We start from the raw sequence: 26,137 nt of genomic DNA, 5'->3' as shown, positions 1-26,137 counted from the left end.
ATTTAAAAATCGTATTTTTGCCGTAAACAAGTTTTTTTAAATGGAATTTCTAGATCAGTATCAGAAAATTGTAGCGGACGCTATAGAGAAACATACTTTCACCAACAAGCCGGACGAGTTGTATAGTCCAATGAACTACATCATCTCACATGGTGGAAAAAGACTTCGTCCGATTATGGTTCTGATGGCTTGCGATCTGTTTAAGGGTGATCTGGAAAAAGCTTTGAAGCCTTCTTTGGCAATAGAATTCTTCCACAATTTCACATTGATCCATGATGATATTATGGATGAAGCACCATTGAGAAGAAACAAACCAACAATCCACACGCTTCACGGGATCAATGTTGGTATTCTTTCCGGAGACGCCTTGTTAATTAAAGCTTATCAGTTTTTTGAGGATCTGGAACCGGAATTATTCAAAAAATGCATCAAAATATTTTCTGAGACCGGAGCTGTGCTTTGTGAAGGTCAACAATTCGATATCAATTTTGAAAATATGTCGAATGTGACTTACGATGATTATATCCAGATGATTACCTTCAAAACAGGTGTTTTAAGCGCTTCATCTTTCCAGATCGGTGCATTGATTGCAGGAGCTTCGGAAGAAGATGCAGAAGCGATGTATAACTTCGGGAAACATATCGGGATTGCGTTCCAGATTATGGATGATTATCTGGATGTATTCGGAAATCAGGAACAATTTGGAAAAAAACATGCAGGTGATATCTACGAAAATAAAAAAACAATTCTTTATCTCTTAGCGCTTGAACACGCCAACGAAGAAGAATTATCTGAACTGAATTACTGGTATTCTAAAAAAACAGATAATGTTGACAAAGTTTACAGTGTAGAGAAAATCTTTCGTAGAACCAAAGTAGATGATAAAGTTCTGAGATTAATTCAGAAACATAACGAGATAGGACAAAGTTACCTTGATAAAATTAATCTTTCTGACGAAAAGAAATTACCATTCCGGGAATTGGCTAATTATCTTTTGAGAAGAGAGAGTTAATATCATAATTTGATAATGCGATGATTTGAAAATTAATCCATCACATTGCCAAATCAACAAATCAATGAATTAGCAAAATGAAATTCAGGACAGAAGTAGAGATTAATGAAAGTGGGAAAAAAATAGGAATCGAGGACTGTATCTTTTCGATTGGTTCCTGCTTTGCAACGGAGATGCACGAGAAATTTTCTGAAGGTCAGATTCAGACTCTGAATAATCCTTTCGGAACTATTTTCAATCCATATTCGGTTTTTCAGGCGATTCAGCAAGTTTACGATGCCAAAGAATATCAGGAAAATGATTTGATCTTGGCCAATGATAATTACATCAGTCTGGATCATCATTCGTCTTTTGATTCCAGATATGCACATAAATCTCTTGAGAAAATCAATCAGAATATAGAAGAAGCCAATCAGTTTTTACAAAATACGAGTTTTGTAATCATCACTTTTGGAACATCCTACATCTATGAATTTCTTCCAAAAAAGAAATTAGCAGCCAATTGTCACAAGATTCCACAAAAGTTTTTTGAGAAACGATTTTTGACACATCAGGAACTAACTGAATCAATCACTCAAACGATTGACATTCTGAAAGATATCTGCAAGGATGATGTCCAGATTTTATTTACAGTTTCGCCGGTTCGTCATACAAAGGATGGAGTTGTTGAAAATCAACTAAGTAAATCAAAATTAATAACAGCTATTCACGAGACAATTCCTGGAAAAGAAAACTGCCATTATCTTCCTGTTTATGAGATATTGATGGATGATCTGCGGGATTACCGTTTTTACAAAGACGATTTGATTCACCCTAATTCACAGGCAGTGCAATACATTTGGGAAAAATTCGGGAATGCTTATTTTTCAGATGAGACCAAAGTTTTTATTAACGAAAATAATAAGATCATCACAGCCCTGAACCATAAAACTGCGGATGATAAAAATCCAAAATATCTGGAGTTCCTGGATAAAATCAACCTTAAAATCAAGGAACAACAAAATAAAGTAAAACATAAAATATTTTAGTAATTATTAATTATAAATGATGAATTATAAATTTTTACATTTTGAATCATCATTTATCACTCATCATTCATCATTAATATGATTGACACTCACACCCATTTATATTCTGATCAATTTGACGAAGACCGTGCAGAAATGATTCAGCGGGCTTTGGATAAAGGTGTTGGAAAATTTTTCCTGCCGGCAATAGATTCGGAAACACATCAGAAAATGTTGCTTCTGGAAACCGAATATCCAGGAACAATTTTTTCAATGATGGGATTGCATCCTTGTTCTGTCCAACCGGAATCATGGGAAAAAGAATTACAACTGGTTCGTAATTACCTGGATCAAAGAGATTTTGTAGCTATTGGAGAAATCGGTATTGATTTATATTGGGACAAGTCGACTCTGGATATTCAGGTCAAGGCTTTTGAACAACAGATCGATTGGGCGATAGAAAAAGATCTTCCAATAGTCATCCACACCAGAGAAAGTTTTGATGAGACTTTTGAAGTATTGGAAAGAAAAAAACATCCGAAACTACGCGGGATTTTCCATTGCTTCTCGGGAAATCTGGAACAAGCGAATCATGCAATTGATCTTAATTTTATACTGGGAATCGGTGGAGTAGTGACCTTCAAGAATGGTAAGATAGATCAATTCCTGAACGAAATTCCGTTAGATAAAATTGTTCTGGAAACCGACTCGCCTTATCTTTCACCAGTGCCTTATCGTGGAAAAAGAAATGAAAGCGCTTACTTAGAATTAGTTGCCGGAAAACTGGTAGATATTTATAAAACTAATTTTACGGAGATTGACAGAGTCACGACAGATAATGCTTTAAAACTATTTAAAATATAAAAAACCGGAAGTTGTTTCCGGTTTTCTTTTTTATTTCTTTTTAAAAAATCCTTTATTTTTAGGCTTTTTAAATCCAATTTCACTTTTCTGCTGTGGTTTGGGCTTTGGTGTAAAAGGTTTGTTATTGCTATCTCTTTTCTGTTCAACCAAATCATCAGTATGAAAAGGGTGATCTTTAACCACCGGGATTTTCTTCCCGATCAGTTTTTCCGTGTTTCTGAGATTAGCTAAATCCAAACCGTCAACAAACGAAAAAGAAGTGCCTTCTGAACCTGCTCTTCCGGTTCTTCCAATCCTGTGAACATAAGTTTCGGAAACGTCGGATAATTCATAATTGACAACATATTTTAGTTCATCGATATCAATTCCTCTTGCGGCAATATCAGTTGCGACTAAAACTCTGGTTTTTTTCTCCTTGAAATTGTTCAGTGCATTTTGTCTTGCATTCTGGGATTTATCTCCATGGATTGCCTGAGCCGAAATTCCTGATTTAACCAACTTTTTTACGATCTTGTCGGCACCATATTTGGTTCTGGAAAAGACTAAAACCTGATCCAGTTTTTCATCTTGTAATAGATGAATCAGCAAGTCATTTTTATTATCTTTTTCTACGAAATAAATACTTTGTTGAATGGTGTCTGCTGTAGAAGAAACCGGTGCAACTTCTGCTTTTACCGGATTTATTAAGATTTCAGAAGCCAATTTTGCGATTTCTTTCGGCATGGTTGCGGAGAAGAAAAGGTTCTGTCTTTTGGCAGGAAGCAGTTTCAGGATTCTTTTTACATCGTGAACAAATCCCATGTCCAGCATTCTATCAGCTTCGTCCAAAACAAATATTTCCAGGTGATGAAGTTTGATAATGCCCTGAGAAATAAAATCCAATAATCTTCCTGGCGTAGCGATCAGAATGTCAACACCTTTTTTAAGATCCTGTTCCTGCTGATGCTGCTTTACGCCACCAAAAATCACCAGAGATTTTAGTTTTAGGTTTTTGCTGTATGCTTTGAAGTTTTCATCGATTTGTATGGCTAATTCTCTTGTAGGAGTCAGAATCAGAGCTTTGATTTGATTTCTAAATTGTTGCTTGTCGGAAAGATTTTGCAAAATAGGAATCGCAAATGCAGCGGTTTTTCCTGTTCCTGTTTGTGCGCTTCCTAAAAGATCTTTGCCTTGTAAAATAGGTGGAATTGCTTTTTCCTGGATGGGTGTCGGCTGTTCGTAACCTTGGGTTTTAAGTGCGTCTAATATTGGTTTGATTAAACCTAATTGTTCAAAATTCAATTGAAATGTTTTTAATTAAAAGAAAATTCCTTCCATAATCAGAAGGAATTGTATTTTGCAAAGGTAGTTGAAAAATAATTAATATTATTTTATCTTTTCCCATTTCTGTTTTTGTTTTAATTCAGAAATGTAGGTGTAAAGTTTTGTAAGTTTTTCCGGTTTTTCGCCTGCAGATATTGCGATGTCCTTTTTGCCTCCGTCAGAGAAATAAACTCTCAAATGAGTTCTGGAAGCATCCATAATTTGTTTGTCCTCGTATTTGTCTTTTAAAGATTTGATGTTGGCTTCGTCAGTCAAAGCAATCAATTTATCATAATCATCTTTGCTGACAGTTGATTTAAAAGTTCCCTCCCTTGGTTTATCAAGATCTCCACGACCTTCGCCTTGAGAGAAGTTAAAATGTTCTGCTTCCAGAATTGCCGTTCTGTCAGAATCAATTGTGATTTTATAAATCGGACAAAATCCAAAACAAGGACCGACTTCGTATTCTATTTTAGAGTATTTTGTAGTCTGGGAAGTGGTACAAGACATTAGTCCCACAAAAACTAAAAGGCTTAATATATATTTCATAATAAATTTTTTCGGAATAAAGCTTTCAATAATTGTTCCGAATTATCTGAAACGATAACCTAATCCGATTTGGAAAAAACTACTTCTCATATCGATGCCGTTTTTGTTGATATAGCCAAATCCAAAATTGTATCTTGCATCAGCAAAAATATTTGGAGTAATGTAATATTCTGCGCCTAAGAAAGGGTTCACATTCAGAGTTCTTACATTTTCAATGTCGCTAGAACCCAATTCTTCAAAATCAGCTTTTGTACTGATATTAAAGGCAAAATTAAATCCACCATTAACAGCGAATCGATCTACAAAATAGTATTTGGCAGAAATAGGAACTTGAAGCTGCGTGTATTTTAATTTTAGATCTACTGCTCCTACATTGATAATTTCATTTCCAACTAATTCATACAATTCAACGTGGCTTTTTCCTCCAATTTGCGAGAATAATAATTCACCCTGCAAAGCGAATTTTTTATTAAAAAAATGTTCTGCAAAACCCCCAACATAAAAATAAGATTTGGATTTGAAATCTGAATAATCTTCCCAAAAAGTATCGGGCGAATCTTTCAGATGCAAAGATGAATTAATATATCCGGCTTTTACACCAAAATGAGTTTGTGCAAATGATAAAGAGGATACTGCCATTAATAATAGCAAGGAGATTTTTTTCATGAGTTATAAGTTTTATTTTTTATCCGTGTAATTTTTTCCAGATAGCATCCTTCAGTTCCTGAAGACCTTCACCTGTAACACCTGAGAAAAATAATGGTTGTCTGTTTTCCGGAAATTCTGCTGCGATTTCTTTTTTTAGTTCATCATCAAGCAAGTCAGCTTTGGACACAGATAAAATAAAATCTTTATCTACCAATTCAGGATTATATTCTTTCAACTCATTTTCCAAAATCTTGAACTCCTGAAAATGATCCTCGGAATCTGCAGGAATGAGAAATAATAAAATCGAATTTCTCTCTATATGCCTAAGAAATCGGTGGCCAAGACCTTTTCCTTCAGCCGCACCTTCTATAATCCCGGGAATATCAGCCATTACAAAAGATTTGTAATTCCTCCATTCCACGATCCCAAGGTTAGGCGTTAAAGTGGTGAAAGCGTAATCTGCAATTTTTGGTTTTGCAGCAGAAACTGCAGATAACAGAGTCGATTTACCGGCATTCGGAAATCCGACCAGACCAACATCTGCTAAGATTTTTAATTCAAAAATAACATAACCTTCCTGTCCTTCCATTCCTGGCTGCGCATATCTTGGCGTTTGATTGGTAGACGATTTGAAGTGCTCATTTCCAAGTCCTCCTTTTCCGCCTTCCATCAAAATGATTTCCTGGCCATCTTCTAAGATTTCGCCGATGATTTCACCGTCTTCATTCTTAGCAATGGTTCCTAATGGTACATTGATATAAACATCTGCTCCATAAGCGCCGGTCAATTGATTTTTTCCACCGTTCTCTCCACGCTCTGCTTTTACGTGACGTGTGTAGCGAAGGGGTAGAAGTGTCCATTCGTTGGCATTACCTCTCATAATAACATGGCCGCCACGTCCGCCGTCACCACCATCGGGACCGCCTTTTGGGATGTATTTTTCTCTGCGGAGATGGGCTGATCCAGCACCACCGTGACCACTTTTACAATGAATTTTTACGTAATCTACGAAATTGGACATAATCTATTAGTTGTCAGTTGCCAGTTGTCAGTTGATAGTGATTGTTTCGAGACCATCAACTGAGAACCATCAACAAGTTCTATTTAATCTTTTCTACTTCAGCAAATAATTTTTCAGAGATCTCGGAGATTTCACCAATCCCGTTAACTTCTACATATTTACCTTGTTTTTTGTATAATTCTGCAACTTCTGCAGTTTTGGTGTAATATTCTTTGATTCTGTTTCGGATAATATCTTCGTTAGAATCATCTGTTCTTCCGCTGGTTTCTCCTCTTTTAAGAAGTCTTTGTACCAGAACTTCATCTTCAACAACCAAAGAAAGACAAATGCTGATCTCAGCTCCCAGCTCGTCCTTCACGATGGTTTCCAAAGCTTCTGTCTGATTTGCCGTTCTGGGAAAACCATCAAAAATAAACCCGTTGGTTTCTGTTGGTTTTCTCAACTCATCAATTAACATATCTATTGTTACCTTGTCTGGAACAAGTTCTCCTTTATCGATATATGATTTTGCTAATTTGCCCAGTTCTGTATTGTTTTTCATATTGTAACGGAAAAGATCTCCTGTAGAAATCTGTTTCAGATTGAATTTTTCAATAAGATGTTGGGCTTGGGTTCCTTTTCCGCTTCCTGGAGGGCCAAAGAGAACAATGTTGATCATAATTTCTTTAATTTATTGATGATTTATTTCTTTTTCTTGAGTGATTAATGATTGATTCTGCCTTCCTCTAACTGATAAAGATCCGGTAGGTTTCTGCCTAGCTCATCATAATCCAATCCGTAACCTAAGACAAATTTGTTGGGGATTTCTTTCGCAACATAATCAATAGTAAAATCTTTCTGGAAAACATCGGGTTTCAGCAGAAGAGATGCCACTTTTAATGATTTTGGACGTTGCGTGCTTTTGAAATATTCAAAAAGGTTTTCTAAAGTATTCCCAGTATCTACAATGTCTTCCATCAAAATGATATGGCGATCCACAACATCTTTCGTAAGATCCATTTTTTTATAAACAATACCGGTGGATTGTGTTCCGGAATAAGAACTTACCTGCAAAAAAGCAATTTCACATTTTCCTGGATAATATTTTAAAAAATCTGAGAAGAACATAATTACACCATTCAAAACGCCTACAAAAATAGGAGTTTCATCTTTGTAATCTTCGTAAACTCTAAGGGCTAATTGTTTTATAATTTCCTGAATCTCATCATGTTTCAGGTAAGGTACGAAACTTTTATCGTGAATTTGTATAGACTCCATATATATTTCAAAGCACAAAAATAAGGTTTTTATAACAATTGATCGATTTTCTTTTTTGCCATGTTCACAAATCAGTAATACAATTTAATTATCTATATTTGCGTTACTATTTCTGAAAAAGAATCATTATGTTCAAATCACTTTTCCATTGGAAAGTATTACTTAATATAGTTTTGGCAATGGCACTTTTTGCCGGTTTGGTCTGGTTAACATTCCGTTGGCTGGAGTATCATACCAGTCATGGTGAAGAAGTTCCCGTACCTAATGTTATGAATATGACCGTCCACGAAGCCATTAAGATTCTTGATGATTCTGGGCTGGAATATGAAGTGGACAGTTTTAAATATGATCCTAAGTTTCGCCCGTTTCAGGTTTTAGCTGTTAATCCGAATCCCGGAGCTAATGTGAAAAACGGAAGAATCATTACACTTAAAGTTAATCCGAGAACCTGGGCAAAAGTGGCAATCCCTGATATTATTGACAGATATAAAGGATTGGCTTTTAATCAGCTGAATCTTGTTGGGTTGAAAGTTGGAGATACACTCTATGAACCGAGTATTCAGCGGGATGCGGTTCTTAGGATTATATATAATGGAACAAGTGTGAAACCGGGAACCCAGATTCCTAGGTTTTCTGCAGTGGATCTGGTGATTGGTTCAGGACCTCTTAGAAATGTTTCTATCCCTAATGTAGTTGGAAGAACAGTTCAGGAGGCGAAAAAAATCATTGCACAGGCTTTATTCGAAGTTGGAATTGTGGAACACGAAGACGGAGGAAAAGATGATTCCGATATTGTTTATTATCAGGATCCGGAATTTGGATCTCTCAGGGATCAGGGGATGCAGATCGATCTTTGGGCAAGTAAGAAGACACCAGCAGAACTGCAGAATAAAATCAAACAGCTGGATGATATGTATCGTCCGAAAATTGATACAACACTGGCTCCGATAGAATATAAAGAAGTGCCAACTATTGAACAGAAACCTGCTGCTTCAAACAATCAGCCTGCAAATACTGCAGCACCAAAACCTAAGGCAGTTACAAATAATCAACAGACAAAAGCATCGGTCACAACGTCACCTGCTGTCAAACAAAATACAACGGCTTCACAACCATCTACCACAAAACCGGTAGATAAGCCTAAGCCTAAAAAAGTGGTAATAGAATAAAGAAAATTAAGGCTTCAACAATTAGTTGAAGCCTTTTTAAAATTAGAATATGCTGGACGAAAACGAAGATTTTTTAGAAGAAGACTTAACCGATAGTATTTCTGCTGATGAAGAAAACAGTGGCCTGTTTGAGCATCTTAACATCAAAGTCGATAAAAATCAGGAACCGCTTCGTATTGACAAATTTTTGCTGATTCATCGTCAGAACTCTTCCCGCAATAAGATATCGCAGACTTGCCGGGCTGGTAATGTTGTTGTTAATGGTAACCCTGTAAAACAAAATTACAGAGTTAAACCGGGAGACGAAATCAGTGTTTTATTGGCGCATCCGCCAAGAGAAAATGTCATCATTCCACAAGATATTCCAATTAATATCGTTTATGAAGATGATGACCTTGTGGTGGTTGACAAAGATGCCGGAATGGTTGTCCATCCCGGATTTGGAAATTGGGACGGAACCTTGGTAAATGCACTGGCATTTCATTTTTCAAAAGATCCAAATTATAATTCAGACCTGGATAGAGTAGGATTGGTCCATAGAATTGATAAGGATACTTCCGGATTGTTAGTTATTGCAAAAAATGAATATGCGCTGAGTCATCTTGCAAAACAATTTTTTGACAGGAAAACAAGACGTTTGTATTGGGCATTTGTTTGGGGTAATGTTCAGGATGATGAAGGAACAATAACAGGACATATTGGCAGGCATCCAAAAAACAGAATGCAGATGTACACCTATGTTGATGGGAGTCAAGGCAAACATGCTGTTACGCATTACAAAGTTTTGGAACGTTTTCGCTATATGACCTGGGTAGAATGTAAGTTAGAAACGGGAAGAACTCACCAGATCCGTGCACACATGAAACATATCGGTCATACATTGTTCAATGATGAAAGATATGAAGGTAATATAATAATGAGAGGTGTCAATTTGCCAAAATATAAGCAGTTTGTACAGAATGTGTTCGAGGTTTTGCCAAGACATGCATTACATGCACATACACTTGGCTTTATCCATCCTGTGACAAAAAAAGAAATGTATTTTGAAAGTCCAATGCCAAAGGATATGCAGGATGCGGCAGAACGTTGGAGAAAATATTTAGATAATAACTAGAGTTTTATATATTTGTATTGTGAAGAAAAATTACCGATTCTATAAAATATTATTACTGTTAATTACCAGTTTTTTTGTTGAAACCAAAGCGCAGGAAACTTTACCGTTTTATCAGCAATATCTTGTTGATGGAGACTTTTTGTTCAACCCTGCATTGTTGGGAAAGACTGATGATGTAGTTCTGAATCTGAATTATCAGAAACAGTTTTCACAGTTAAGTGAATCCCCAAATGTACAGTCAATTGGACTGCATGCTAATGTTTTTGACAGAGTCGGAGCAGGTATTTCCTTTTTTAGGGATCAGAATGGACCGATTTCTTCCAATGGACTGATGCTGGGTGCATCTTATTTTATCCCAATTACGGATGAGGAAGATCGTCAGGATCAATTTTCTTTCGGGATCGGTACTAATCTTTATAACATGAATATTGATTATACCCAGCTGAATGCCCAACAGCAGGGCGACCAGGTGCTAGGTGAAAATACCAACGATATTTTTCTGGCGTATGTCAATATTGGAACAGCTGTTAAATACAGGCATTTTTTTGCAGGAGTTTCTGTTGTGGACATTCCGATCAGCAATACACTGCCAATTGATAACGGAATAGAACCATCACCAACTAAATTTTATTTCAATGCTGGATATGACTGGCATTTCATAGACGGGATGTATTTGACACCGTCTTTGATGATGAATCTTAATACCAATTCTTCAAGAATTTTTGATTATAATTTAATGGCAACCGTTTTTGGAGAAAAGAACAATGTTTCTGCCGGGATTAGTTTTAGAAGCGCAAAAAGCGCTGTTGGAAGTCAGAATCTGGGAATGTCACCAATTATCAAAGGAAGAGTAGGGAATTTTACTTTTGGTGCAGTCTACAACTTTGGTGTTTCGGAACTGACTGAAAATTTCGGAAACAGTTTTATGTTGTCAATAGGATTTAATATCGAAAACTTTATCAATACTAGAGGTTTCCGTTATAGATAGTTTTATTAAATTGTCGATGGTTAATTGTTAATGATTTTCAATTTATAACTAACAATTCATAATTAATCATTTATAATTCAGCTTGATTTACCTCCACATCCCTTTTTGTAAGCAAAAATGCAGCTATTGTAATTTTCATTTTTCAACTTCTTTTAATTTGAAAGACGAGATGCTGTCAGCTATAAAAAAAGAAATCCAACTCAGACATAGTGAGCTCGAAGATAAATCGCTGAAATCCCTTTATTTTGGTGGAGGAACACCTTCTGTCTTGAGTGTTGATGAAATCAAATCTCTGATTGACGAGATTCAAAAGTATTTCAGTTTTGATGAAAATATCGAAATTACTTTAGAATCTAATCCTGATGACTTGAATAAAAATTTTCTCAAAGAATTATCTCAGACAGAAATTAATCGTTTGTCAATTGGAACCCAAAGTTTTTTTGATGAAGATCTGAAATTGATGAATCGTGCGCACAATGCTTCTGAAGCAGAAAGTTCAATAAAAAGAGCGCAGGATTTTGGATTGGAAAATATCAGCATCGATTTGATCTACGGCTCGCCCACTTCCAATTTCGATATCTGGAAAGAAAACCTTAACAAAACAGTAGAATTACAAGTTCCGCACGTTTCTTCATACGCTTTGACGGTTGAGCCCAAAACGGCTTTGGAAAAATGGATCGAAAATGGAAAAGTAAGCTCTCCCGAAGAAGCGGAACAGAATCAGGAATTCTATTATATGAAAGACTTCTTGAAAGATAATGGCTTTGACCATTATGAGATTTCGAATTTTGGAAAACCCGGATTTTACTCCAAACATAATTCGGCGTATTGGAAATCCGAACCGTATTTAGGGATTGGTCCTTCGGCACATTCTTATAACGGCAGTTTGGAAAGAAGCTGGAATATTGCCAATAATTCAGTCTATATCAAAAATCTGAACCAAAATATTCTTCCAAAAGAAACCGAAATTCTTTCCGAGAAAGACAGGTTCAATGAAATGATGATGATCGGACTCAGAACAATCTGGGGTGTAGATTTGAATAAAATCAATCAAAATTTTTCTTCTGAAATCATTGATTATCTCAATCAGGGAATCAAACCAAAATTAGAATCCGGTATTCTGAAAATAGAAGATAATTATCTCAAAATTCCTGAACAGCATTGGTTCCTGGCAGACGGAATTGCAAGTGATTTATTTATTGTTTAAGTTTTTTATTCTAATAAAACTTTAGGTTTGTCATTCCGTAGGAAACCTAATGAAGTGGTTCGACGAAGTCAATCTAAAACCTCTGAGATTCCTACGGAATGACAAAAATTATGATTTTAAATGTTAATTTCCTTATTTTTGTAAAGCTAAATCTTTGCTGAGTTTTACGCCTTTGCGAACTTAAAAACATTGCATTTGTCAAAAAAACTTTGCGGACTTTGCGTTCAAAATAATAGATAAATATCATCTCTTGAAAAAGAAAAAAGCCGACTACACGCATCTTTCAGCCAATCAGCCAATAGGGATCTTTGATTCCGGAGTTGGTGGATTAACGGTGGCGAAAGAAATCAAAAGACTGTTGCCCAATGAAGATTTAATTTATTTTGGTGATACGAAACATCTTCCTTATGGTGAAAAATCCCGTGAAGCTATCGTCGGTTATTCTACAAAGATTACCAATTTTTTGCTTGAACAAAATTGTAAAGCGATTGTAATTGCTTGTAATACAGCTACAGCAAATGCTTTGCAGGAAGTTCAGGCATTGGTTGCAGATAGAGTTCCTGTGATTGATGTGATTAATCCCGTTGCAGAAAAAGTATCTTACGAAATCCACAATAATGTCGGTGTGATTGCGACTAAAGCAACGGTTAATTCCGGACTTTATAAAAAATCAATCCGCAAGCATAACAAATTTATCAAGGTTGATGAGCTGGCGACTCCGCTTTTAGTTCCTGCAATTGAAGAAGGTTTTAAAAATCATCCGATTACACATTCGATTATTTATAATTACCTGAGTAATAATAAATTAAAAAATATCGAAACATTGATTCTCGGTTGTACACATTATCCGCTTCTGATTGACGAAATCAAACAATACTATGGCAACCGTGTTCGCGTCATTGATTCTCCTAATATCGTTGCCAATCAGTTGAAAATGATTCTGGACAGGCATCATCTTTTGAACGAAGAAAATCATCAATCAACTTATCAATTTTTCTTATCGGATATTACCAAGAATTTCGAAAAAATTTCGAAAAAATTCTTCGGAAAATCTATAGATTTGGAATTGAAAGTTCTGTAATTCTATGAAAATCCTTCGGCTTCGCTTAACATAGGTAATGGTTATGCTGAAAATGTTTACATTGTCAGGCTGAGGTTTTCGAAGCCTTTTGTAAATAAAAATTCATTAAACGAAATTATATCTTTTGTGACTTTTGTGGTTTAATAATTAAAAATTCTCATTCCTGAAAATACTTTTAATTTCATCAATCTCGTTTTGAACCATATTTTTTGTTCGTTCGCCAAAGTGTAGCGTGTTTTCAATTTTGTTGTTACCTTCCCACGTAATCTCGATCCCACCATTGGCAATCTCTTTTTTGCAGAGAAAATCAGGAACGATGGAAAACCCGGAATTCCCACTTAAACAACGGACAATCGAGCAGATATTTGGAACGATATAATTTGGTTTAAAATCCGGATGCCGGTTAAAATTGGCTTTCCAAAAATTATTCAGATGTTCCATATCGGCTGCTGTGCTGTACCAGATTTGCTGTTTCAGCCAGTTTTCCGCTTCTCCGATTTTATTGGTTTTAATTAATTTTTGGAATTCGGAAGTATCGGTTCCTGTTCCATTAATCAGAACAATTTTTTCTTTGGAAAATGCCTCGAAATTCAGGTTTTTAAGATTGGTCTTTCTTGGTGTGATAATCAAATCCAACAATCCGTTATCCAAATCCGAAAACATTTGTTCATATAATCCAAACCGGATAATTACATTAAAATCAAAAGTAGGAATATGCTTTTCCAAAGTGAACTGAAAGGTCTCAAAGCACATCCCAACACTTACAGTTGGACGCTCGGTTTTCGTTGTCTTATGGAAAGTTTGTTCGGCGGTTTCTAACTTTAGAAGCGGTTCCAAAGTAAAATTATAAAGAATCTTCGCTTTCTCTGTCGGAATTAATTTTTTAGAAATCCTTTCAAATAAAGAATAGCCAACATAAGCTTCCAACGAACCAATATGAAGGCTCACGCCAGGTTGAGAAATATACAATTCCTTCGCTGCTTTGGTATAAGACTGCGTTTCATAGACACTTTTAAAGGTTCTAAGCCATTCCAGATTTATCATTTTGTATTATAATTATAATGCAAATATATAATTTATATTATTTTTATAATTGATTTTTCTGTCGGAACTTTGCATTGTTAAATTATTAAGTCAGAAAAATGAAAAAAATATTCATAATTAATGGTGGGCAGAAATTTGCACATTCCGGCGGCAGTTTTAATAATACCATTACAAAATGGACAAAGGAAACACTTGATGAACAGGGTTTTGAAATCAAAATAACTAATATTAATGACGATTTTAATCCAGTTGATGAAGCAGAAAATTTTAAATGGGCAGATGTTGTCATTTATCATTTCCCGGTTTGGTGGTTTCAGGTTCCTAATCGTCTGAAATTTTATATCGATGAAGTATTTACGGCCGGCCATAACAACGGCATTTATAAAAGCGACGGACGTTCCAGAGTTAATCCAGCCATCAATTACGGAACTGGCGGTTTGATGCACGGAAAACATTATTTCGTAACCACAAGCTGGAACGCACCGGAAACAGCTTTTACTTTGGAAGGTGAGTTTTTCAATCAACATTCCGTAGATGAAGGTGTTTTGTTCGGTTTTCATAGAATGAATGCTTTCACGGGTATGAAAAGCTTGGGAAGCTTCCATTTTCACGATATGGAGAAACAAGCAACTCAGGAACGAATCGATAATTATGAAATCGAATATAAAAATTATCTGAAAGCTGTATTTGCAGATAAAGAATCTCAAGTTTTAAATTAACTCTAATATGGCAAAAACGGTTTTTATTACAGGAATTACTGGTTATATTGGTGGCTCTGTTGCAAAATTACTTTCGGATAAAGGCTACAAAATCATTGGCTTGGTTCGGAACAAAGACTTTATCAGGCCTGTGGAGGATCTTAATTTCAAAGCAGTTTTGGGAGATATTCAAGATGAGAGGATTTACTGAGAAAAATTTGTATCGAAGCAGATATTGTAATTCATACAGCAGATTCCGCTGATGATGCTTTTGCAGCAGATTCTTTTCTGAGAATACTTGATAACTCAGGAAAAACTTTTGTTTTTACTTCCGGCTCGGCAATTTTTGGTAATAAGGAAAAGGGAGAAGCTTGTGATTTTTGTTTTACAGAAGATATCCCGTTAGTTCCGAGATTGGAAATGGTACAAAGAGTTTATATTAATAATGCAGTTTTAAATTCGGCAAAGAACAACGTTAGAAGTATAGTAATAGTGCCAACAATGGTTTACGGGCAAGGCTTAGGATTAAAGAAAGAAAGTATCCAGATTCCAGCTCTTGTAAAGTTTTCTAAATCTAAAAATGCAGGAATATATATTGAAAAAGGAGAAAATATATGGTCCAATGTCCATATTTCGGACTTAGCAGAGCTGTTTTTTCTGGCTATAGAAAATGCAAAAGCTGGTTCTTTATTTTACGTAGAAAACGGCAGCTCCAATATTAAAAATATTGCTAATAAAATTTCTGAAAAATATCATCTGAATCCTGCTGAATCAATTGATATTAATGAAGCTGTAGCATATTTCGGACAAGCGGGAGCACATTTTGGATTTGCCTCCAATAGTTTCTGTAACGCGGATAAAGCTAGGAGAGAACTGAATTGGAAACCCGTATATAAAGATATTCTGGAGTTCATTTAAATAAAAAAATAAATAAATGTCAATCTATTTAACAGCAATTTTAAAAGCAAAAAAAGAATCAGTCCAGGATTTGAAATCAATTCTTGATAATATGGTTCTGAATACGAGAAAAGAAGAGGCCTATGAAAAATATGATTTGCAGCAAGGTTTGGAAGATGAAACAGTTTTCATTTTCCACGAGATTTGGAAAAGTAAGGAAGGTTTGGATGCTCACAATCAGCAATCTTATATCAAAGAGTTTGTTGAAAAAGCGCCCAATTTATTAGAAAAGCCTGCTGAGATTTATCTTGCTAAGCTTGTATAAAACTTAAACGCCTCAATTAATGAGGCGTTTCTATTTTTGTCATTCCGAGGAACGAGGAATCTATAGATTCTTTCCTTCATTACATTTCGTTCAGAATGACAAACTTATTAATATTTATATCTTCCAAAAAACGATTATCATGCGAAACCACAATCAAAGTTCCTTCATAATCATTAATTGCTGATGTGAGAATCTCAATATTCTGGATGTCCAGATTATTAGTCGGCTCATCCAAAATTATCATATCCGGCGAAATATTTTGAATAGAAAGACAGCAGAGCAGGAGTTTCATCTTTTCGCCACCACTCAGGAATTCACATTTTTTGTCCCAATCGTTTTTCCAGAAAAGAAATCTTGCTAGAATTGTTTTGACCTCATGTTCTTCAAGATTTTTGATGTTAAATTGCTGAGCTTGTTCATAAACCGAAAATTCATTTTTAATCAAAGAATATTCTTGATCGATGTAAATCGTTTTATTTTCCGATAAATAAATCTCGCCAAAAGTCGGTTTTATTTCCCCCAAAATCAGTTTTATCAAAGTTGTTTTTCCGGAACCATTATCGCCTTTTATCGTAATTCTTTCTCCACTCACAATTTGAAAATCGAGATTGTTTTCCCAAAGATTTTCTTGATGATAATTGAAATTAATTTGTTCCGCTTTGACCAAAATTTTCCCTTTATGAAGATGAGAATTATCAAAATTAATTTTCATCTTATCGATTCCGGAAAGATTGTCTTTTAAGCTGTGAAGATTTTCTCTGATATTATCAATTTTTTCAGAATGAACAGATTTTAGTTTTGATGTACTGTTTTCCGCTTTGTTGCGAAGCGTATTCATCATAATTCTGGAAACGCCTGATTTTTCCTGTTTTCCTTTTCCTCGGGAATCTAATTTGTTTTGTCTTTCAATCGTTTCGCGTTCTTTTTCTTTGGCTTTTTTCAGTTCCTTTTCTCGGTTTTGAATATTCTGCTCAAGCGCATTTTGTTCGATTTTTTTCTGTTCAGAATAGAAATCATAATTTCCTCCATAAACTGATATTCCATTTTTATTGAGTTCAAAAGTTTTGTCTAAAAGATTAAGTAAAACTCTGTCGTGACTTACAATCAAAAGACTTTTCGATGTTGATTTGATAAAATCATAAAGTAAATTTCTACTTGCCAAATCCAAATGATTCGTAGGTTCATCCATTAGAATCAAATCCGGCTGATGAATCATCATTCCAGCTAGAAATAATTTGGTTTTTTGTCCGCCACTCAGATTTTCTAATTTCAGATTCAAATCAAAATCAGGCAGATTCCAATACGTGAAAACTTCTTTTATTCTGTCTTCGATAGTCCAATCGTCATTCAGAATTTCCATATTGTCTTCGGTTACAAAACCGTTTAGAATTTCCTTTAAGGCATTTAGTTTTTTATCAATGTTTAAAGCTTCAGCAATACTCAAATGACTAAACTGACCGAAAATTTGCGGAATATAATACATGTTAGAATCAGATTTAATCATTCCTGATTTTGGTTGTAATTCGCCTGCAATTATTTTGAGCAAAGTCGATTTTCCGGAACCATTATTTCCGATTAAAGCTGTTTTTTCCTGAGAATTAAGTGTAAAGTTGATGTCCGAAAAAAGAACATCTTTATTGAGATGTTGATAAGATATATCTTGTAAAATTAACATAATTTCTTTTTTAAGATGAACAATAGCAGACGAGTTGGTCTGCACAAGATTGCCTGAAAAGAAATTGGATTTTACATTATAATCTTTAGAATTTTATTTCTGCAAAGTTAGAAATTATTTTTAAATAGATTCTCAACCACAAAAGTCACAAAAGTTTTGATTGTCAGATTTTATATTTTTTGATAAAAGTTCAAATAAGCACTGAAAATTCATCATATAAAATTTTGATTGTCTAATTATTGTCTTTTGTGTCTTTTGTGGTTTTGAAAAAAATTTAAATCACATCCAGAATTTCTTCAAAATTCAATCTAGATTTTGCTTTAAGTTTCGGTTGATTGAAATCATTTTCATCTCTTACACCAATTGCGACAGCGAACAACGTTGTGTATTTTTCATTATTCAAAATAGCATCATATTTTGAGATTTCAATACCTTCCATTGGTGTAGAATCGATTTCCATTTGCGCACAAGCGCTCAACAAAACACCTAACGCAAGATAAACCTGATGTGACATCCAGCTTTTTGTGTAATCTTCGCCGTGCGGTTTTATCATTTTGTTGTAATATTCTATAGAACCTTCGGGTAAATTTCGCTCGATTTGCTTTTCAAAATCTTCAACATTTTTCAAAACCTGAAAAACGACTAAAAGCTTACTGTCATTGATTTTTTCTTTGTTGAAATAAGAAACTTCAGCAAACTCTGACTTCGCGTCTGAATCTTCTACAAAAGTAAATTTCCAAGGCTGACTGTTGATTGATGAAGGACTCAAATGTAGAATCGATTTCAATTGTTCTTTAATTTCGTTATCAAGTTTTCCTTCAGAATTATACTTTTTTACAGTGTATCTTTTCTGCATTTTGTTAAGAAATGTTTCCATAATTTTATACTATCAATTTTATAGTTGCAAAAATAAGTAGTGTTTCTTAACTTTGCAATAACGGTCAATAATGATAGTATATGTTTTTAATCGATAATAAAAAATTTCCTTGCGGAACTAGTGTTACAATGCGTTTCATCGGAGGAAAATGGAAAGCTGTGATTCTCATTCATCTTGCAATGGGAACGAAACGTTATAATGAAATCAGGAAAGAAATCCCGACAATCACGGAAAGAACCTTGAGTCTGCAGTTGAAACAACTGGAAGATGACGGAATTATCGAGCGAAAAGTTTACACGCAAAAACCACCGCTAATGGTAGAATATTCTTTGACAGAATTTGGAAAAACTTTGATTCCTGTCCTGCGTTCGATTTGCGATTGGGGAAATGAAGCGGTTAAGGACTGTGATAAGATTATGGTTCAGAACTGATTATAATCCGATTTTCTTCATTACAATGTTCAGTTTTTGCTTCCATTCCGCAGGTTTTGTAGAATATCCGGAGGAAGCAATGGCAACAAACCATTCGTTGTGATTTTGCGAACCTTTTAGTTTTTCATAGAATTTTCTTTTCGAAACCCATTCGCAAAAAGCTTGATAAGAAGCTTTGGAATCTGTAAAACTTTTGAATCGGGAACTGTTGATATCATTTTTTCCGGTCATTCCAAAGTGGTTGTTCAGGACTTTACAAGCGGAACTCGTACCACCGCCGGTTTCCATATATGCAATAGAAAGAATAACAGTTGTTGGAATCCCAAATTCCTGAGAAAGTTCAGTTGCCAATGATTTATATTGGTTGATGTAAGAATTCTGCGCAGAGATTTTCAAACTGAAAAACAGAACGAAAATCATTAGTAATCTGATGTTGAAATTCCTCATATCATTGTAGTTTTATTCAGAAATCGGCTGACTTTCAAAGAAAGAAAAACTTACATTCCCGTATTTTCTTGTGTCTTTCAAGTTTGGATGAGAGAATTTTAGTCTGCTCTGATGTTCCAGAATGAAAACGCCGTTGGGTTTCAATAATTCGTTATTCAGAACCAAATCAATTAATTCATTGTATTTTTTTTCTTCCGTTTCGAAAGGTGCATCAGCGAAAATGATTTCGTACTTTTTGTCGTGATTTCTTTTCTTTTTAAGCCATTCAAAAACATCTGCTCTTTGGATATTGACTTGCAATCCCATATCCAATTCGTTGGCTGTAGAATTGATAAATCCTGCGTGTTTTGGATTCAGTTCAACAGAAGTAATGTCCTGACAATCGCGGGAAGCAAATTCCAAAGTTATCGAACCAATTCCTGCAAACAAGTCTAGAACTGAGCAAAACTCAAGGTCATATTTGTTATCAATGATGCTAAATAAAGCTTCTTTTGCAAAGTCGGTTGTTGGTCTTACATCGAAATTTTTTGGCGCTGCAATTTTCTTAGCTTTCCATTTTCCGGATATGATTCTGTACATTTTTCTATTTTTTAAGTTTCATTTTGAGAATTGGATAAGGTTTTCCCAAATCGTCTTTCTCGCTTCTGTCAAAGATTTCGAATCCTATTTTCTGGTAGAATTCTGTTGCCTTTGGATTTTGTTCATTGACATCAACATAGCGAATATCAAAATTCGAAAACGCAAAATCAATTAACTGTCTGCCTAATCCTTTTCCGATATAATCCGGGTTAAGGAAAAGCATTTCTATTTTTTCTGAATGGATGCCGATAAAGCCTACAACTTTTTCATTTTCTTCCAGACAAAAAACATCAAGGTCTTTGAAATCGAAATTCTGCAGAATCTTTTTGTATTGCTCAAAATCAGATTCCATCAAAAAATGATGTGTTGCTTTTACGGATTGTTCCCAAACAGAGAGGATCTCTGTCTTGTGAGAATCTTTGTACTTAACAATTCTGTAGTTCATTTTAATTCAGAAGGAAGTTCTTTTTGTGAAGATTGTCAAAGATAATCTTCAAATTAGATACAAATTTCTGCATTTCTGAAATAAAAGTCTCATTTTCAGTTGTCTCACCATAGATGTAGAAATAGGTTTCAGAAATTCCAAAATCGATTTTACTTAACGTAAACATAATGAAATACAGAAAATCAACTTCCGAGGCCGCGTCCAGATTGTTATAAAGAATCACTTTTTTATTCTCAATAGCGAAAAATTCTGCCTGCTGATGATAAAGATTCACATGGATTTCTTTTCGGTTTTTCACGTTCAGAGAATTCAGGAACTTTTCACCAGAAAAATTGAAATGCGTCGGAACTTCTAATTGCTTTATTTTCTGATAAAAATCTTTCGGAAAACTATAATAAAACTGAATCCCGAATTTTTTGTTCACAGACAACATCAGTTCCTCAGAATCTCTCTTTACGTCGGCGTTGTAGGAAATCAAGTCATAACCCAAATTGTGCTGGTCAAAACCTTCTTCAACAATTGAAAAGTGATTGATGGCAGAAATCACGGAGATTTCAGAAAATTTTTCGGAAGCCAAAACTTCGTTCAGTTTTTCTTCAACCAGATTTTCCGGTGTTTCTTCATTTTTCAGAAAGATTTTTTCCTCCAGAACTTTTCTGGACTTAGAAATCTGCCACTGCAAACCATCTTTCGTAAAAAGCAAGGATAATTTCCTCATATTTTAATATCAATAAAATTAATTTTTTTTGGCAGCTATTTCCGCCTTCCGCTCCCAAACCTAACGAATTGGTTCGACGTAGTCAATCTTTTCACTCCATTACTTTGCGTAAAAAGGATTTCCGCTCAAGTCGGGCTGCGCTTCGCAAAGTTGAAACATTCTACATACTAACCAACTTTGCAATACCAATAGAGACCAACTTTTAAAGTCTAATTTCTATCAGTCTATTATCTGAAAGTCTACCCAGAGATTTGCAAAGTTAAAAAATTAAAACTTTCGGCTTGTATCTCGGTCAATTTCTATATTATAGTTATCTTCGCAAGATAATTCGATTTATTTTCAGGATGAACAAAATATCATTTTTCTTTATATTATTCGTTTTCCAGCTGGTTTTTTCTCAGCAGTCCATCAAATTTGAAGAATCCAACTTTGCATCAATTCTAGCCAAAGCCAAGACTGAAAAGAAACTTGTTTTTATGGATGCTTATGCGTCCTGGTGCGGACCGTGCAAGCTGATGGAGAAAAATGTTTTCACAGATAAGAATGTTGCTGATTTTTACAACAAAAATTTCATCAATGTAAGAATCGATATGGAAAAAGGCGAAGGAAAGGAACTGGCTATGAAATACGGTGTCAGAAGTTACCCGACTTTTTTGTTCCTTAACGCTGAAGGCGAGGTTGTTGGTAAGGAATTAGGCTATATAAAGTCAGAAGAATTCCTGGAACTGGGAAAGAAAAATAACAATCCGCAGTTGGTCAATACCAACCTGAAAGACGAATTCCTGAAAGGAAAATTAGACCAGGCCGGCTTACTTAATTTCATCAGTCTTTATGCAAGCAAAGACCCTGTTCTGGCAAAACAAGCGTCAGAAAAATATTTTTCAAATAAAAAAGATAAATCATTTTCCGGTGAAGAAGTTAATGCGCTTCTGAATTTTACACAATCTGTTGATGACGCTAATTATAAAGTTTTCGTGGCAAACAAGGCTGCGATTACAGAGCTGCTTCCTGAAAATAATTATAAACAGTTTGATAATTATCTCAAGTTGATGAAACTCGTCACTTCTGCAACTAACGAAAAAACGAAAACAATCGATGATTCCAAAGTTCTGAAAGATGGTGAAGGATTATTTCCAAAAGATGAGTTGATAAAAAGTCTGAATATCTATAAATTAAATTATTATTCAGCACACGAGAATTTCCCTGCTTACGAGAAAACCGCGTTGGAATATTACAAGAATCCGGACGAATTCAATAACAATGAATTGTTAGGTGCCGCTAGTACACTCGCTGAAAAATCGACAGATAGAATTGCATTGCAAACAGCTGCTCGCTGGGCAGAAAAAGTGGTAATGTCGCAGGAAAGCTATGATTCTACAAGTATTTTGGCAACATTATATGATAAATTAGGGAAAAAAGAAGAAGCTAAAATGTTCGCAGGAATGGCAGCTAACTTCGCAAAAGAAGAAAACAAGGATGCCAAAAAAATGAATGAAATTCTGAACAAAAAATAATGATGAAAAAACTTTTTCTGCTTGGTTTAGTAAGCATCGCAACTTTTAGTTTTGCTCAAAAAAATGAAACTTATATCAAAGCCAATGCCTTGTTTCTCCCTATAGGAATACTAAATGTAGGTGTGGAACGCGGTTTCTCGGAGCATATAACTGGTCAGGCTGATTTATTTATTTCTCCCTGGAAATCCTTTGCTGGACATCAGGCCTTATTTGGTATTGCAACTATAGAAGGGCGATATTATTTTGATCAGGCTTTTAAACATTGGTATTTGGGAGCAAGTGTAGGTTTCGGAGTCTTTAATATCCAAAAATGGAATTATTGGAAAGAAGATATATATGTTACTAAAGAAGGGGAAGTAACTCCTTATAAATTTAATGAGCTTTACCAAAAAGGATTTTCATACATGTTTGGAATAACAACAGGTTACCAATTTCAAATTGGAAACCGTTGGAACATGGATATTTTCTTAGGGATTGGTTCTCAGCAAGGTTTTTACAAAGGTTATGTAGAATATCTTCCAGAGACTCAGGAAAATAGATATGACAGAGTAGAAAACTGGGATAAAAGCGGAGAAATTGTTCCCTTCAAAGGAGGGATTATGATTTCATATAAACTTTAAGATTATGAATTTTAAACCAAAATATATTGTTTTCGGACTTATCACCTTCATTATCATATTTCTTATGAATTATTTGGGAAACGATGCGCCGGACAAATTATCCAGAGCATTTATGACGGCATTTGCAGCAGTGATAGGTTTAGCAATAGGGATGTGGTTTTACAAACGAGATAAAAACAACAATCATCCTGATTTTGATTAATCAATTTAATCCAGATTTTATGAAAATTGATCTCAATCCCGGAAAGAAGATTTACTTCGCGTCTGATCAGCATTTTGGGATTCCCAATGCTGTTGAGAGTAAAAAACGTGAGGATAAATTTATTCGTTGGATGGATTCTGTCAAAAAAGATGCGCAGGTTCTATTTTTGATGGGTGACCTTTTTGATTTCTGGCACGAGTGGAAACACGTTGTTCCGAAAGGCTATATCCGGGTTTTAGGGAAAATTGCTGAACTGAAGGATTCTGGGATTGATATTTATTTTTTTGTAGGAAATCATGATCTTTGGATGAAGAACTATTTCGAAGAAGAATTAGGCGTTCCCGTTTTTTTTGAAAAAAGATATTACGAAGTCAACGGAAAAAAATTACTTCTGGCTCATGGCGACGGGCTTGGACCAGGCGACAAGGGCTACAAAAGGATGAAAAAAGTCTTTACTAATCCTGCTGCTCAATGGGCATTTCGCTGGCTTCACCCTGATATTGCGATGAGAATAGCAAATTATATGTCTCAGAAAAACAAATTGATTTCAGGTGACGAAGACAAAGCATTTTTAGGTGAGGATAAAGAGTTTTTGATTCTTTATTCCAAAGAAAAACTGAAAACTGAAAAAATAGACTACTTTGTTTACGGTCATCGCCACTTGCCTATGGTTTTGGATTTGGAAAATGAGGCCAAATATATCAATCTTGGCGACTGGATTTCCTATTTCACTTATGGCGTTTTTGATGGCGAACAATTTGATCTGAAAAAATTTGAAGATTAATTCAAAAGTTGAATTGAAAAAAATGAAGCAGACTATTTTTGAAATCCAAACAGAAGAAGATTTCCGGCTAGCTTGCCTGGAAACCTTTTTATACCAATACGACAATGTAGAAGTTTACAAAAAGTTTGTGGACTATCTGAACATCAATCCTTTGTCGATTAATCAAGTTTCTGATATTCCGTTTCTCCCAATTGAGATGTTTAAAAATCATTTGGTTTTGGATAAAATTTCTGGAGCTGAGAGTTATTTTCAAAGTTCCGGAACAACACAGATGAATCGTTCCAAACATTATATTGCTGATTTTTCTCTTTACGAAGAGAGCATCTATAAAAGTTTTGAACAATTTATTGGCAAGCCGGAAGATTACATTTTCTTAGGATTGCTTCCTAACTATTCCGAGAATCCACATTCGTCTTTGATCTATATGGTGGATTATCTGATGAAAAAATCCAATCAACCAGAAAATGATTATTTTCTTTACAATCACCAGGAATTGTTTGATTTGCTTCAAACTTTAACGGATAAAAAAATCATTCTTTTCGGAGTATCTTTTGCATTACTGGATTTCTTAGATTATTGCAACTCAAACTCTAAAACACTCCAATTTTCAAACTCTGTAACTGTCATAGAAACGGGCGGTATGAAAGGACGAAAAGAAGAAATGACGAAGGACGAACTGCTGAAAATTTTTCAAAATGGTTTTAACACAGAAAATATTTATTCAGAATATTCTATGACGGAATTGTTATCTCAGGCTTATTCCTTAGGTGACAACATTTATAAAAGTCCAAATTGGATGCGAATTCTTGTCAGAAATACGGAAGATCCTTTTTCTTATGTTGATGATGGAAAAACCGGAGCGATTAACATTATTGATTTGGCAAACTGGCATTCCTGTTCCTTCATTGCTACCCAGGATTTGGGAAATGTTAAGAATGGGGCATTTCAGGTGCTTGGTAGAATCGATCATTCTGATATTCGTGGATGCAGCCTTTTGGTTTCCTAAATTTTATTTAAATTTAATTTTTAAAAACACAATTTTTGACTAATCTAAATATCATTTTTAATGAGATTTTTATCGTTGATATTATTATTGTGTTTTTCTTTTTTCAAATCACAGAAATGTTATGATCTGAAAACCGTTCTGAAAGTAGAACCTACAGAATTATATAAACCACATTTGTTGGCTTCTCAAAATTTCGGTATCAATATTCTGGAAGATACCAAATCAGTTGATAAATATATTGCTAAAGGCAAATTTGTTAAAATAAAGAAAAAATCAAGAGGTTACAGATTGCAAGCCCTAGAATATAGTCGTCCATATTTGGTTAAGAAGGCAAGAACTACTTTGGAAAAAATGGCAAACAAATTTGCTACAGATACCAAAAGTTTCTTCGTTGTTTCATCTGTCACAAGGACTTTGGAAGATCAATGCAGATTAAGAAAAGTGAATTCCAATGCATCTCTGGGAATCAGTTCTCATAATTATGGAGCAGCGTTTGATATCTCATATGTCCGTTTTGATCACAAGTTGAAAGTCAATCCAAAATTGGAAAAAGAATTGGAAAAAGTCTTGGAAGAATATAAAAATCTTGGAAAAATCTTTTATATCAAAGAGAAACAACAAAGCTGTTATCACGTTACAGTTCGTAATTATTAAAG

Annotated in this window: 32 protein-coding genes; 19 read left to right on the top strand and 13 right to left on the bottom strand. The window is 34.8% G+C overall.

Annotated features, from left to right (window positions below):
- The first annotated feature begins 40 nt into the window (after positions 1–40).
- The 3 genes from AC5P2S_RS13415 (at position 41) to AC5P2S_RS13405 (ending at position 2,883) form a co-directional block, all read left to right on the top strand.
- Positions 41–1,012, top strand: coding sequence for a polyprenyl synthetase family protein (locus tag AC5P2S_RS13415; protein WP_283416567.1), 972 nt, complete (start codon positions 41–43; stop codon positions 1,010–1,012).
- Positions 1,013–1,089: 77 nt separating this feature from the next.
- The gene (locus AC5P2S_RS13410) at positions 1,090–2,040 is read left to right on the top strand and encodes a GSCFA domain-containing protein (protein ID WP_494555214.1); all 951 of its coding nucleotides are present in this window, start codon (positions 1,090–1,092) and stop codon (positions 2,038–2,040) included.
- 78 nt (positions 2,041–2,118) lie between these two features.
- Positions 2,119–2,883: a TatD family hydrolase gene (locus AC5P2S_RS13405; RefSeq protein WP_494555213.1), complete on the top strand. Its 765-nt coding sequence runs from the start codon at positions 2,119–2,121 to the stop codon at positions 2,881–2,883.
- A 30-nt stretch (positions 2,884–2,913) separates the two neighbouring features.
- Here the strand turns inward: AC5P2S_RS13405 and AC5P2S_RS13400 are convergent, their stop codons facing one another.
- The 6 genes from AC5P2S_RS13400 to hpt form a co-directional block, all read right to left on the bottom strand.
- Complete coding sequence (locus AC5P2S_RS13400; protein ID WP_494555212.1) at positions 2,914–4,164, bottom strand: DEAD/DEAH box helicase; 1,251 nt, start codon at positions 4,162–4,164, stop codon at positions 2,914–2,916.
- Positions 4,165–4,248: 84 nt separating this feature from the next.
- Positions 4,249–4,734, bottom strand: a complete 486-nt coding sequence (locus AC5P2S_RS13395; protein WP_494555211.1) for a DUF6438 domain-containing protein — start codon at positions 4,732–4,734, stop codon at positions 4,249–4,251.
- Positions 4,735–4,776: 42 nt separating this feature from the next.
- A complete protein-coding gene (locus tag AC5P2S_RS13390; RefSeq protein ID WP_494555210.1) occupies positions 4,777–5,400 on the bottom strand; it encodes a porin family protein in 624 nt (207 codons plus the stop codon).
- Positions 5,401–5,419: 19 nt separating this feature from the next.
- Positions 5,420–6,403, bottom strand: coding sequence for a GTPase ObgE (gene obgE / locus AC5P2S_RS13385; RefSeq protein WP_494555209.1), 984 nt, complete (start codon positions 6,401–6,403; stop codon positions 5,420–5,422).
- 79 nt (positions 6,404–6,482) lie between these two features.
- Positions 6,483–7,061, bottom strand: coding sequence for an adenylate kinase (locus tag AC5P2S_RS13380; RefSeq protein WP_283416575.1), 579 nt, complete (start codon positions 7,059–7,061; stop codon positions 6,483–6,485).
- Between the two features lie 44 nt (positions 7,062–7,105).
- Positions 7,106–7,660, bottom strand: a complete 555-nt coding sequence (hpt, locus tag AC5P2S_RS13375) for a hypoxanthine phosphoribosyltransferase (RefSeq protein WP_283416576.1) — start codon at positions 7,658–7,660, stop codon at positions 7,106–7,108.
- A 128-nt stretch (positions 7,661–7,788) separates the two neighbouring features.
- Between hpt and AC5P2S_RS13370 the strand changes: the two genes are divergently transcribed.
- The 5 genes from AC5P2S_RS13370 (at position 7,789) to murI (ending at position 13,219) form a co-directional block, all read left to right on the top strand.
- Positions 7,789–8,829, top strand: coding sequence for a PASTA domain-containing protein (locus AC5P2S_RS13370; protein ID WP_494555208.1), 1,041 nt, complete (start codon positions 7,789–7,791; stop codon positions 8,827–8,829).
- A gap of 49 nt (positions 8,830–8,878) precedes the next feature.
- The gene (locus tag AC5P2S_RS13365; protein WP_494555207.1) at positions 8,879–9,943 is read left to right on the top strand and encodes an RluA family pseudouridine synthase; all 1,065 of its coding nucleotides are present in this window, start codon (positions 8,879–8,881) and stop codon (positions 9,941–9,943) included.
- 19 nt (positions 9,944–9,962) lie between these two features.
- Positions 9,963–10,931 (top strand): PorP/SprF family type IX secretion system membrane protein, encoded by a 969-nt coding sequence (locus AC5P2S_RS13360; RefSeq protein WP_283416579.1) that lies wholly within the window; start codon positions 9,963–9,965, stop codon positions 10,929–10,931.
- Positions 10,932–11,028: 97 nt separating this feature from the next.
- The gene (hemW, locus tag AC5P2S_RS13355) at positions 11,029–12,138 is read left to right on the top strand and encodes a radical SAM family heme chaperone HemW (RefSeq protein ID WP_494557035.1); all 1,110 of its coding nucleotides are present in this window, start codon (positions 11,029–11,031) and stop codon (positions 12,136–12,138) included.
- A gap of 250 nt (positions 12,139–12,388) precedes the next feature.
- Positions 12,389–13,219 carry a glutamate racemase gene (murI, locus tag AC5P2S_RS13350; RefSeq protein ID WP_494555206.1) on the top strand — a complete coding sequence of 277 codons (831 nt, stop codon included), beginning with the start codon at positions 12,389–12,391 and terminating at the stop codon, positions 13,217–13,219.
- Between the two features lie 147 nt (positions 13,220–13,366).
- Here the strand turns inward: murI and AC5P2S_RS13345 are convergent, their stop codons facing one another.
- Positions 13,367–14,263 (bottom strand): LysR family transcriptional regulator, encoded by an 897-nt coding sequence (locus tag AC5P2S_RS13345; protein WP_494555205.1) that lies wholly within the window; start codon positions 14,261–14,263, stop codon positions 13,367–13,369.
- A 98-nt stretch (positions 14,264–14,361) separates the two neighbouring features.
- Here AC5P2S_RS13345 and AC5P2S_RS13340 point away from each other — a divergent pair, with 98 nt between their 5' ends.
- The 4 genes from AC5P2S_RS13340 to AC5P2S_RS13325 are packed head-to-tail and all read left to right on the top strand — an operon-like array spanning position 14,362 to position 16,183.
- The gene (locus AC5P2S_RS13340) at positions 14,362–14,982 is read left to right on the top strand and encodes an NAD(P)H-dependent oxidoreductase (RefSeq protein WP_494555204.1); all 621 of its coding nucleotides are present in this window, start codon (positions 14,362–14,364) and stop codon (positions 14,980–14,982) included.
- Between the two features lie 7 nt (positions 14,983–14,989).
- Positions 14,990–15,172 carry a GDP-mannose 4,6-dehydratase gene (locus AC5P2S_RS13335; RefSeq protein ID WP_494555203.1) on the top strand — a complete coding sequence of 61 codons (183 nt, stop codon included), beginning with the start codon at positions 14,990–14,992 and terminating at the stop codon, positions 15,170–15,172.
- Positions 15,169–15,879 carry an NAD-dependent epimerase/dehydratase family protein gene (locus AC5P2S_RS13330; protein ID WP_494557034.1) on the top strand — a complete coding sequence of 237 codons (711 nt, stop codon included), beginning with the start codon at positions 15,169–15,171 and terminating at the stop codon, positions 15,877–15,879. Before AC5P2S_RS13335 ends, AC5P2S_RS13330 begins: the two co-directional genes overlap by 4 nt.
- Positions 15,880–15,895: 16 nt before the next feature.
- The gene (locus AC5P2S_RS13325; protein ID WP_494555202.1) at positions 15,896–16,183 is read left to right on the top strand and encodes a putative quinol monooxygenase; all 288 of its coding nucleotides are present in this window, start codon (positions 15,896–15,898) and stop codon (positions 16,181–16,183) included.
- Positions 16,184–16,262: 79 nt separating this feature from the next.
- Here AC5P2S_RS13325 and abc-f read toward each other — a convergent pair whose 3' ends face one another.
- On the bottom strand, positions 16,263–17,858 hold the full coding sequence (abc-f, locus tag AC5P2S_RS13320) for a ribosomal protection-like ABC-F family protein (RefSeq protein ID WP_494555201.1): 1,596 nt from the start codon (positions 17,856–17,858) through the stop codon (positions 16,263–16,265).
- Between the two features lie 274 nt (positions 17,859–18,132).
- Positions 18,133–18,735: a nitroreductase family protein gene (locus AC5P2S_RS13315; RefSeq protein ID WP_494555200.1), complete on the bottom strand. Its 603-nt coding sequence runs from the start codon at positions 18,733–18,735 to the stop codon at positions 18,133–18,135.
- 80 nt (positions 18,736–18,815) lie between these two features.
- Here AC5P2S_RS13315 and AC5P2S_RS13310 point away from each other — a divergent pair, with 80 nt between their 5' ends.
- Positions 18,816–19,166 carry a winged helix-turn-helix transcriptional regulator gene (locus tag AC5P2S_RS13310; RefSeq protein WP_494555199.1) on the top strand — a complete coding sequence of 117 codons (351 nt, stop codon included), beginning with the start codon at positions 18,816–18,818 and terminating at the stop codon, positions 19,164–19,166.
- Here the strand turns inward: AC5P2S_RS13310 and AC5P2S_RS13305 are convergent, their stop codons facing one another.
- Genes AC5P2S_RS13305 through AC5P2S_RS13290 form a run of 4 tightly spaced genes read right to left on the bottom strand, consistent with a single transcriptional unit; the run spans position 19,167 to position 21,355 of the window.
- A complete protein-coding gene (locus AC5P2S_RS13305) occupies positions 19,167–19,613 on the bottom strand; it encodes a glucosaminidase domain-containing protein (RefSeq protein ID WP_494555198.1) in 447 nt (148 codons plus the stop codon).
- Positions 19,614–19,625: 12 nt separating this feature from the next.
- Positions 19,626–20,192 carry an RsmD family RNA methyltransferase gene (locus AC5P2S_RS13300; protein ID WP_283416589.1) on the bottom strand — a complete coding sequence of 189 codons (567 nt, stop codon included), beginning with the start codon at positions 20,190–20,192 and terminating at the stop codon, positions 19,626–19,628.
- 4 nt (positions 20,193–20,196) lie between these two features.
- The gene (locus AC5P2S_RS13295) at positions 20,197–20,637 is read right to left on the bottom strand and encodes a GNAT family N-acetyltransferase (RefSeq protein WP_283416590.1); all 441 of its coding nucleotides are present in this window, start codon (positions 20,635–20,637) and stop codon (positions 20,197–20,199) included.
- A gap of 1 nt (position 20,638) precedes the next feature.
- Positions 20,639–21,355, bottom strand: a complete 717-nt coding sequence (locus AC5P2S_RS13290; RefSeq protein WP_494555197.1) for a DUF3822 family protein — start codon at positions 21,353–21,355, stop codon at positions 20,639–20,641.
- 344 nt (positions 21,356–21,699) lie between these two features.
- Between AC5P2S_RS13290 and AC5P2S_RS13285 the strand changes: the two genes are divergently transcribed.
- From AC5P2S_RS13285 to AC5P2S_RS13260, 6 genes are read left to right on the top strand one after another with little or no spacing between them, the layout of a single operon-like run.
- Positions 21,700–22,869 carry a thioredoxin family protein gene (locus AC5P2S_RS13285; RefSeq protein WP_494555196.1) on the top strand — a complete coding sequence of 390 codons (1,170 nt, stop codon included), beginning with the start codon at positions 21,700–21,702 and terminating at the stop codon, positions 22,867–22,869.
- Complete coding sequence (locus AC5P2S_RS13280; protein ID WP_494555195.1) at positions 22,869–23,489, top strand: DUF3575 domain-containing protein; 621 nt, start codon at positions 22,869–22,871, stop codon at positions 23,487–23,489. Before AC5P2S_RS13285 ends, AC5P2S_RS13280 begins: the two co-directional genes overlap by 1 nt.
- Before the next feature lie 4 nt (positions 23,490–23,493).
- On the top strand, positions 23,494–23,691 hold the full coding sequence (locus AC5P2S_RS13275; RefSeq protein WP_494555194.1) for a hypothetical protein: 198 nt from the start codon (positions 23,494–23,496) through the stop codon (positions 23,689–23,691).
- A gap of 19 nt (positions 23,692–23,710) precedes the next feature.
- Entirely contained in the window at positions 23,711–24,475 is a 765-nt protein-coding gene (locus tag AC5P2S_RS13270) for a UDP-2,3-diacylglucosamine diphosphatase (RefSeq protein WP_283416595.1), read from the top strand.
- 22 nt (positions 24,476–24,497) lie between these two features.
- Entirely contained in the window at positions 24,498–25,481 is a 984-nt protein-coding gene (locus AC5P2S_RS13265) for a LuxE/PaaK family acyltransferase (RefSeq protein ID WP_494555193.1), read from the top strand.
- 60 nt (positions 25,482–25,541) lie between these two features.
- Positions 25,542–26,135 (top strand): DUF5715 family protein, encoded by a 594-nt coding sequence (locus AC5P2S_RS13260; RefSeq protein WP_494555192.1) that lies wholly within the window; start codon positions 25,542–25,544, stop codon positions 26,133–26,135.
- Positions 26,136–26,137: the final 2 nt, after the last annotated feature.

The sequence above is a fragment of the Epilithonimonas sp. 33E genome, from assembly GCF_059372615.1.
The sequence above is the reverse complement of the archived record's forward strand: the minus strand, read 5'-3'. Positions and strand labels throughout refer to the sequence as shown.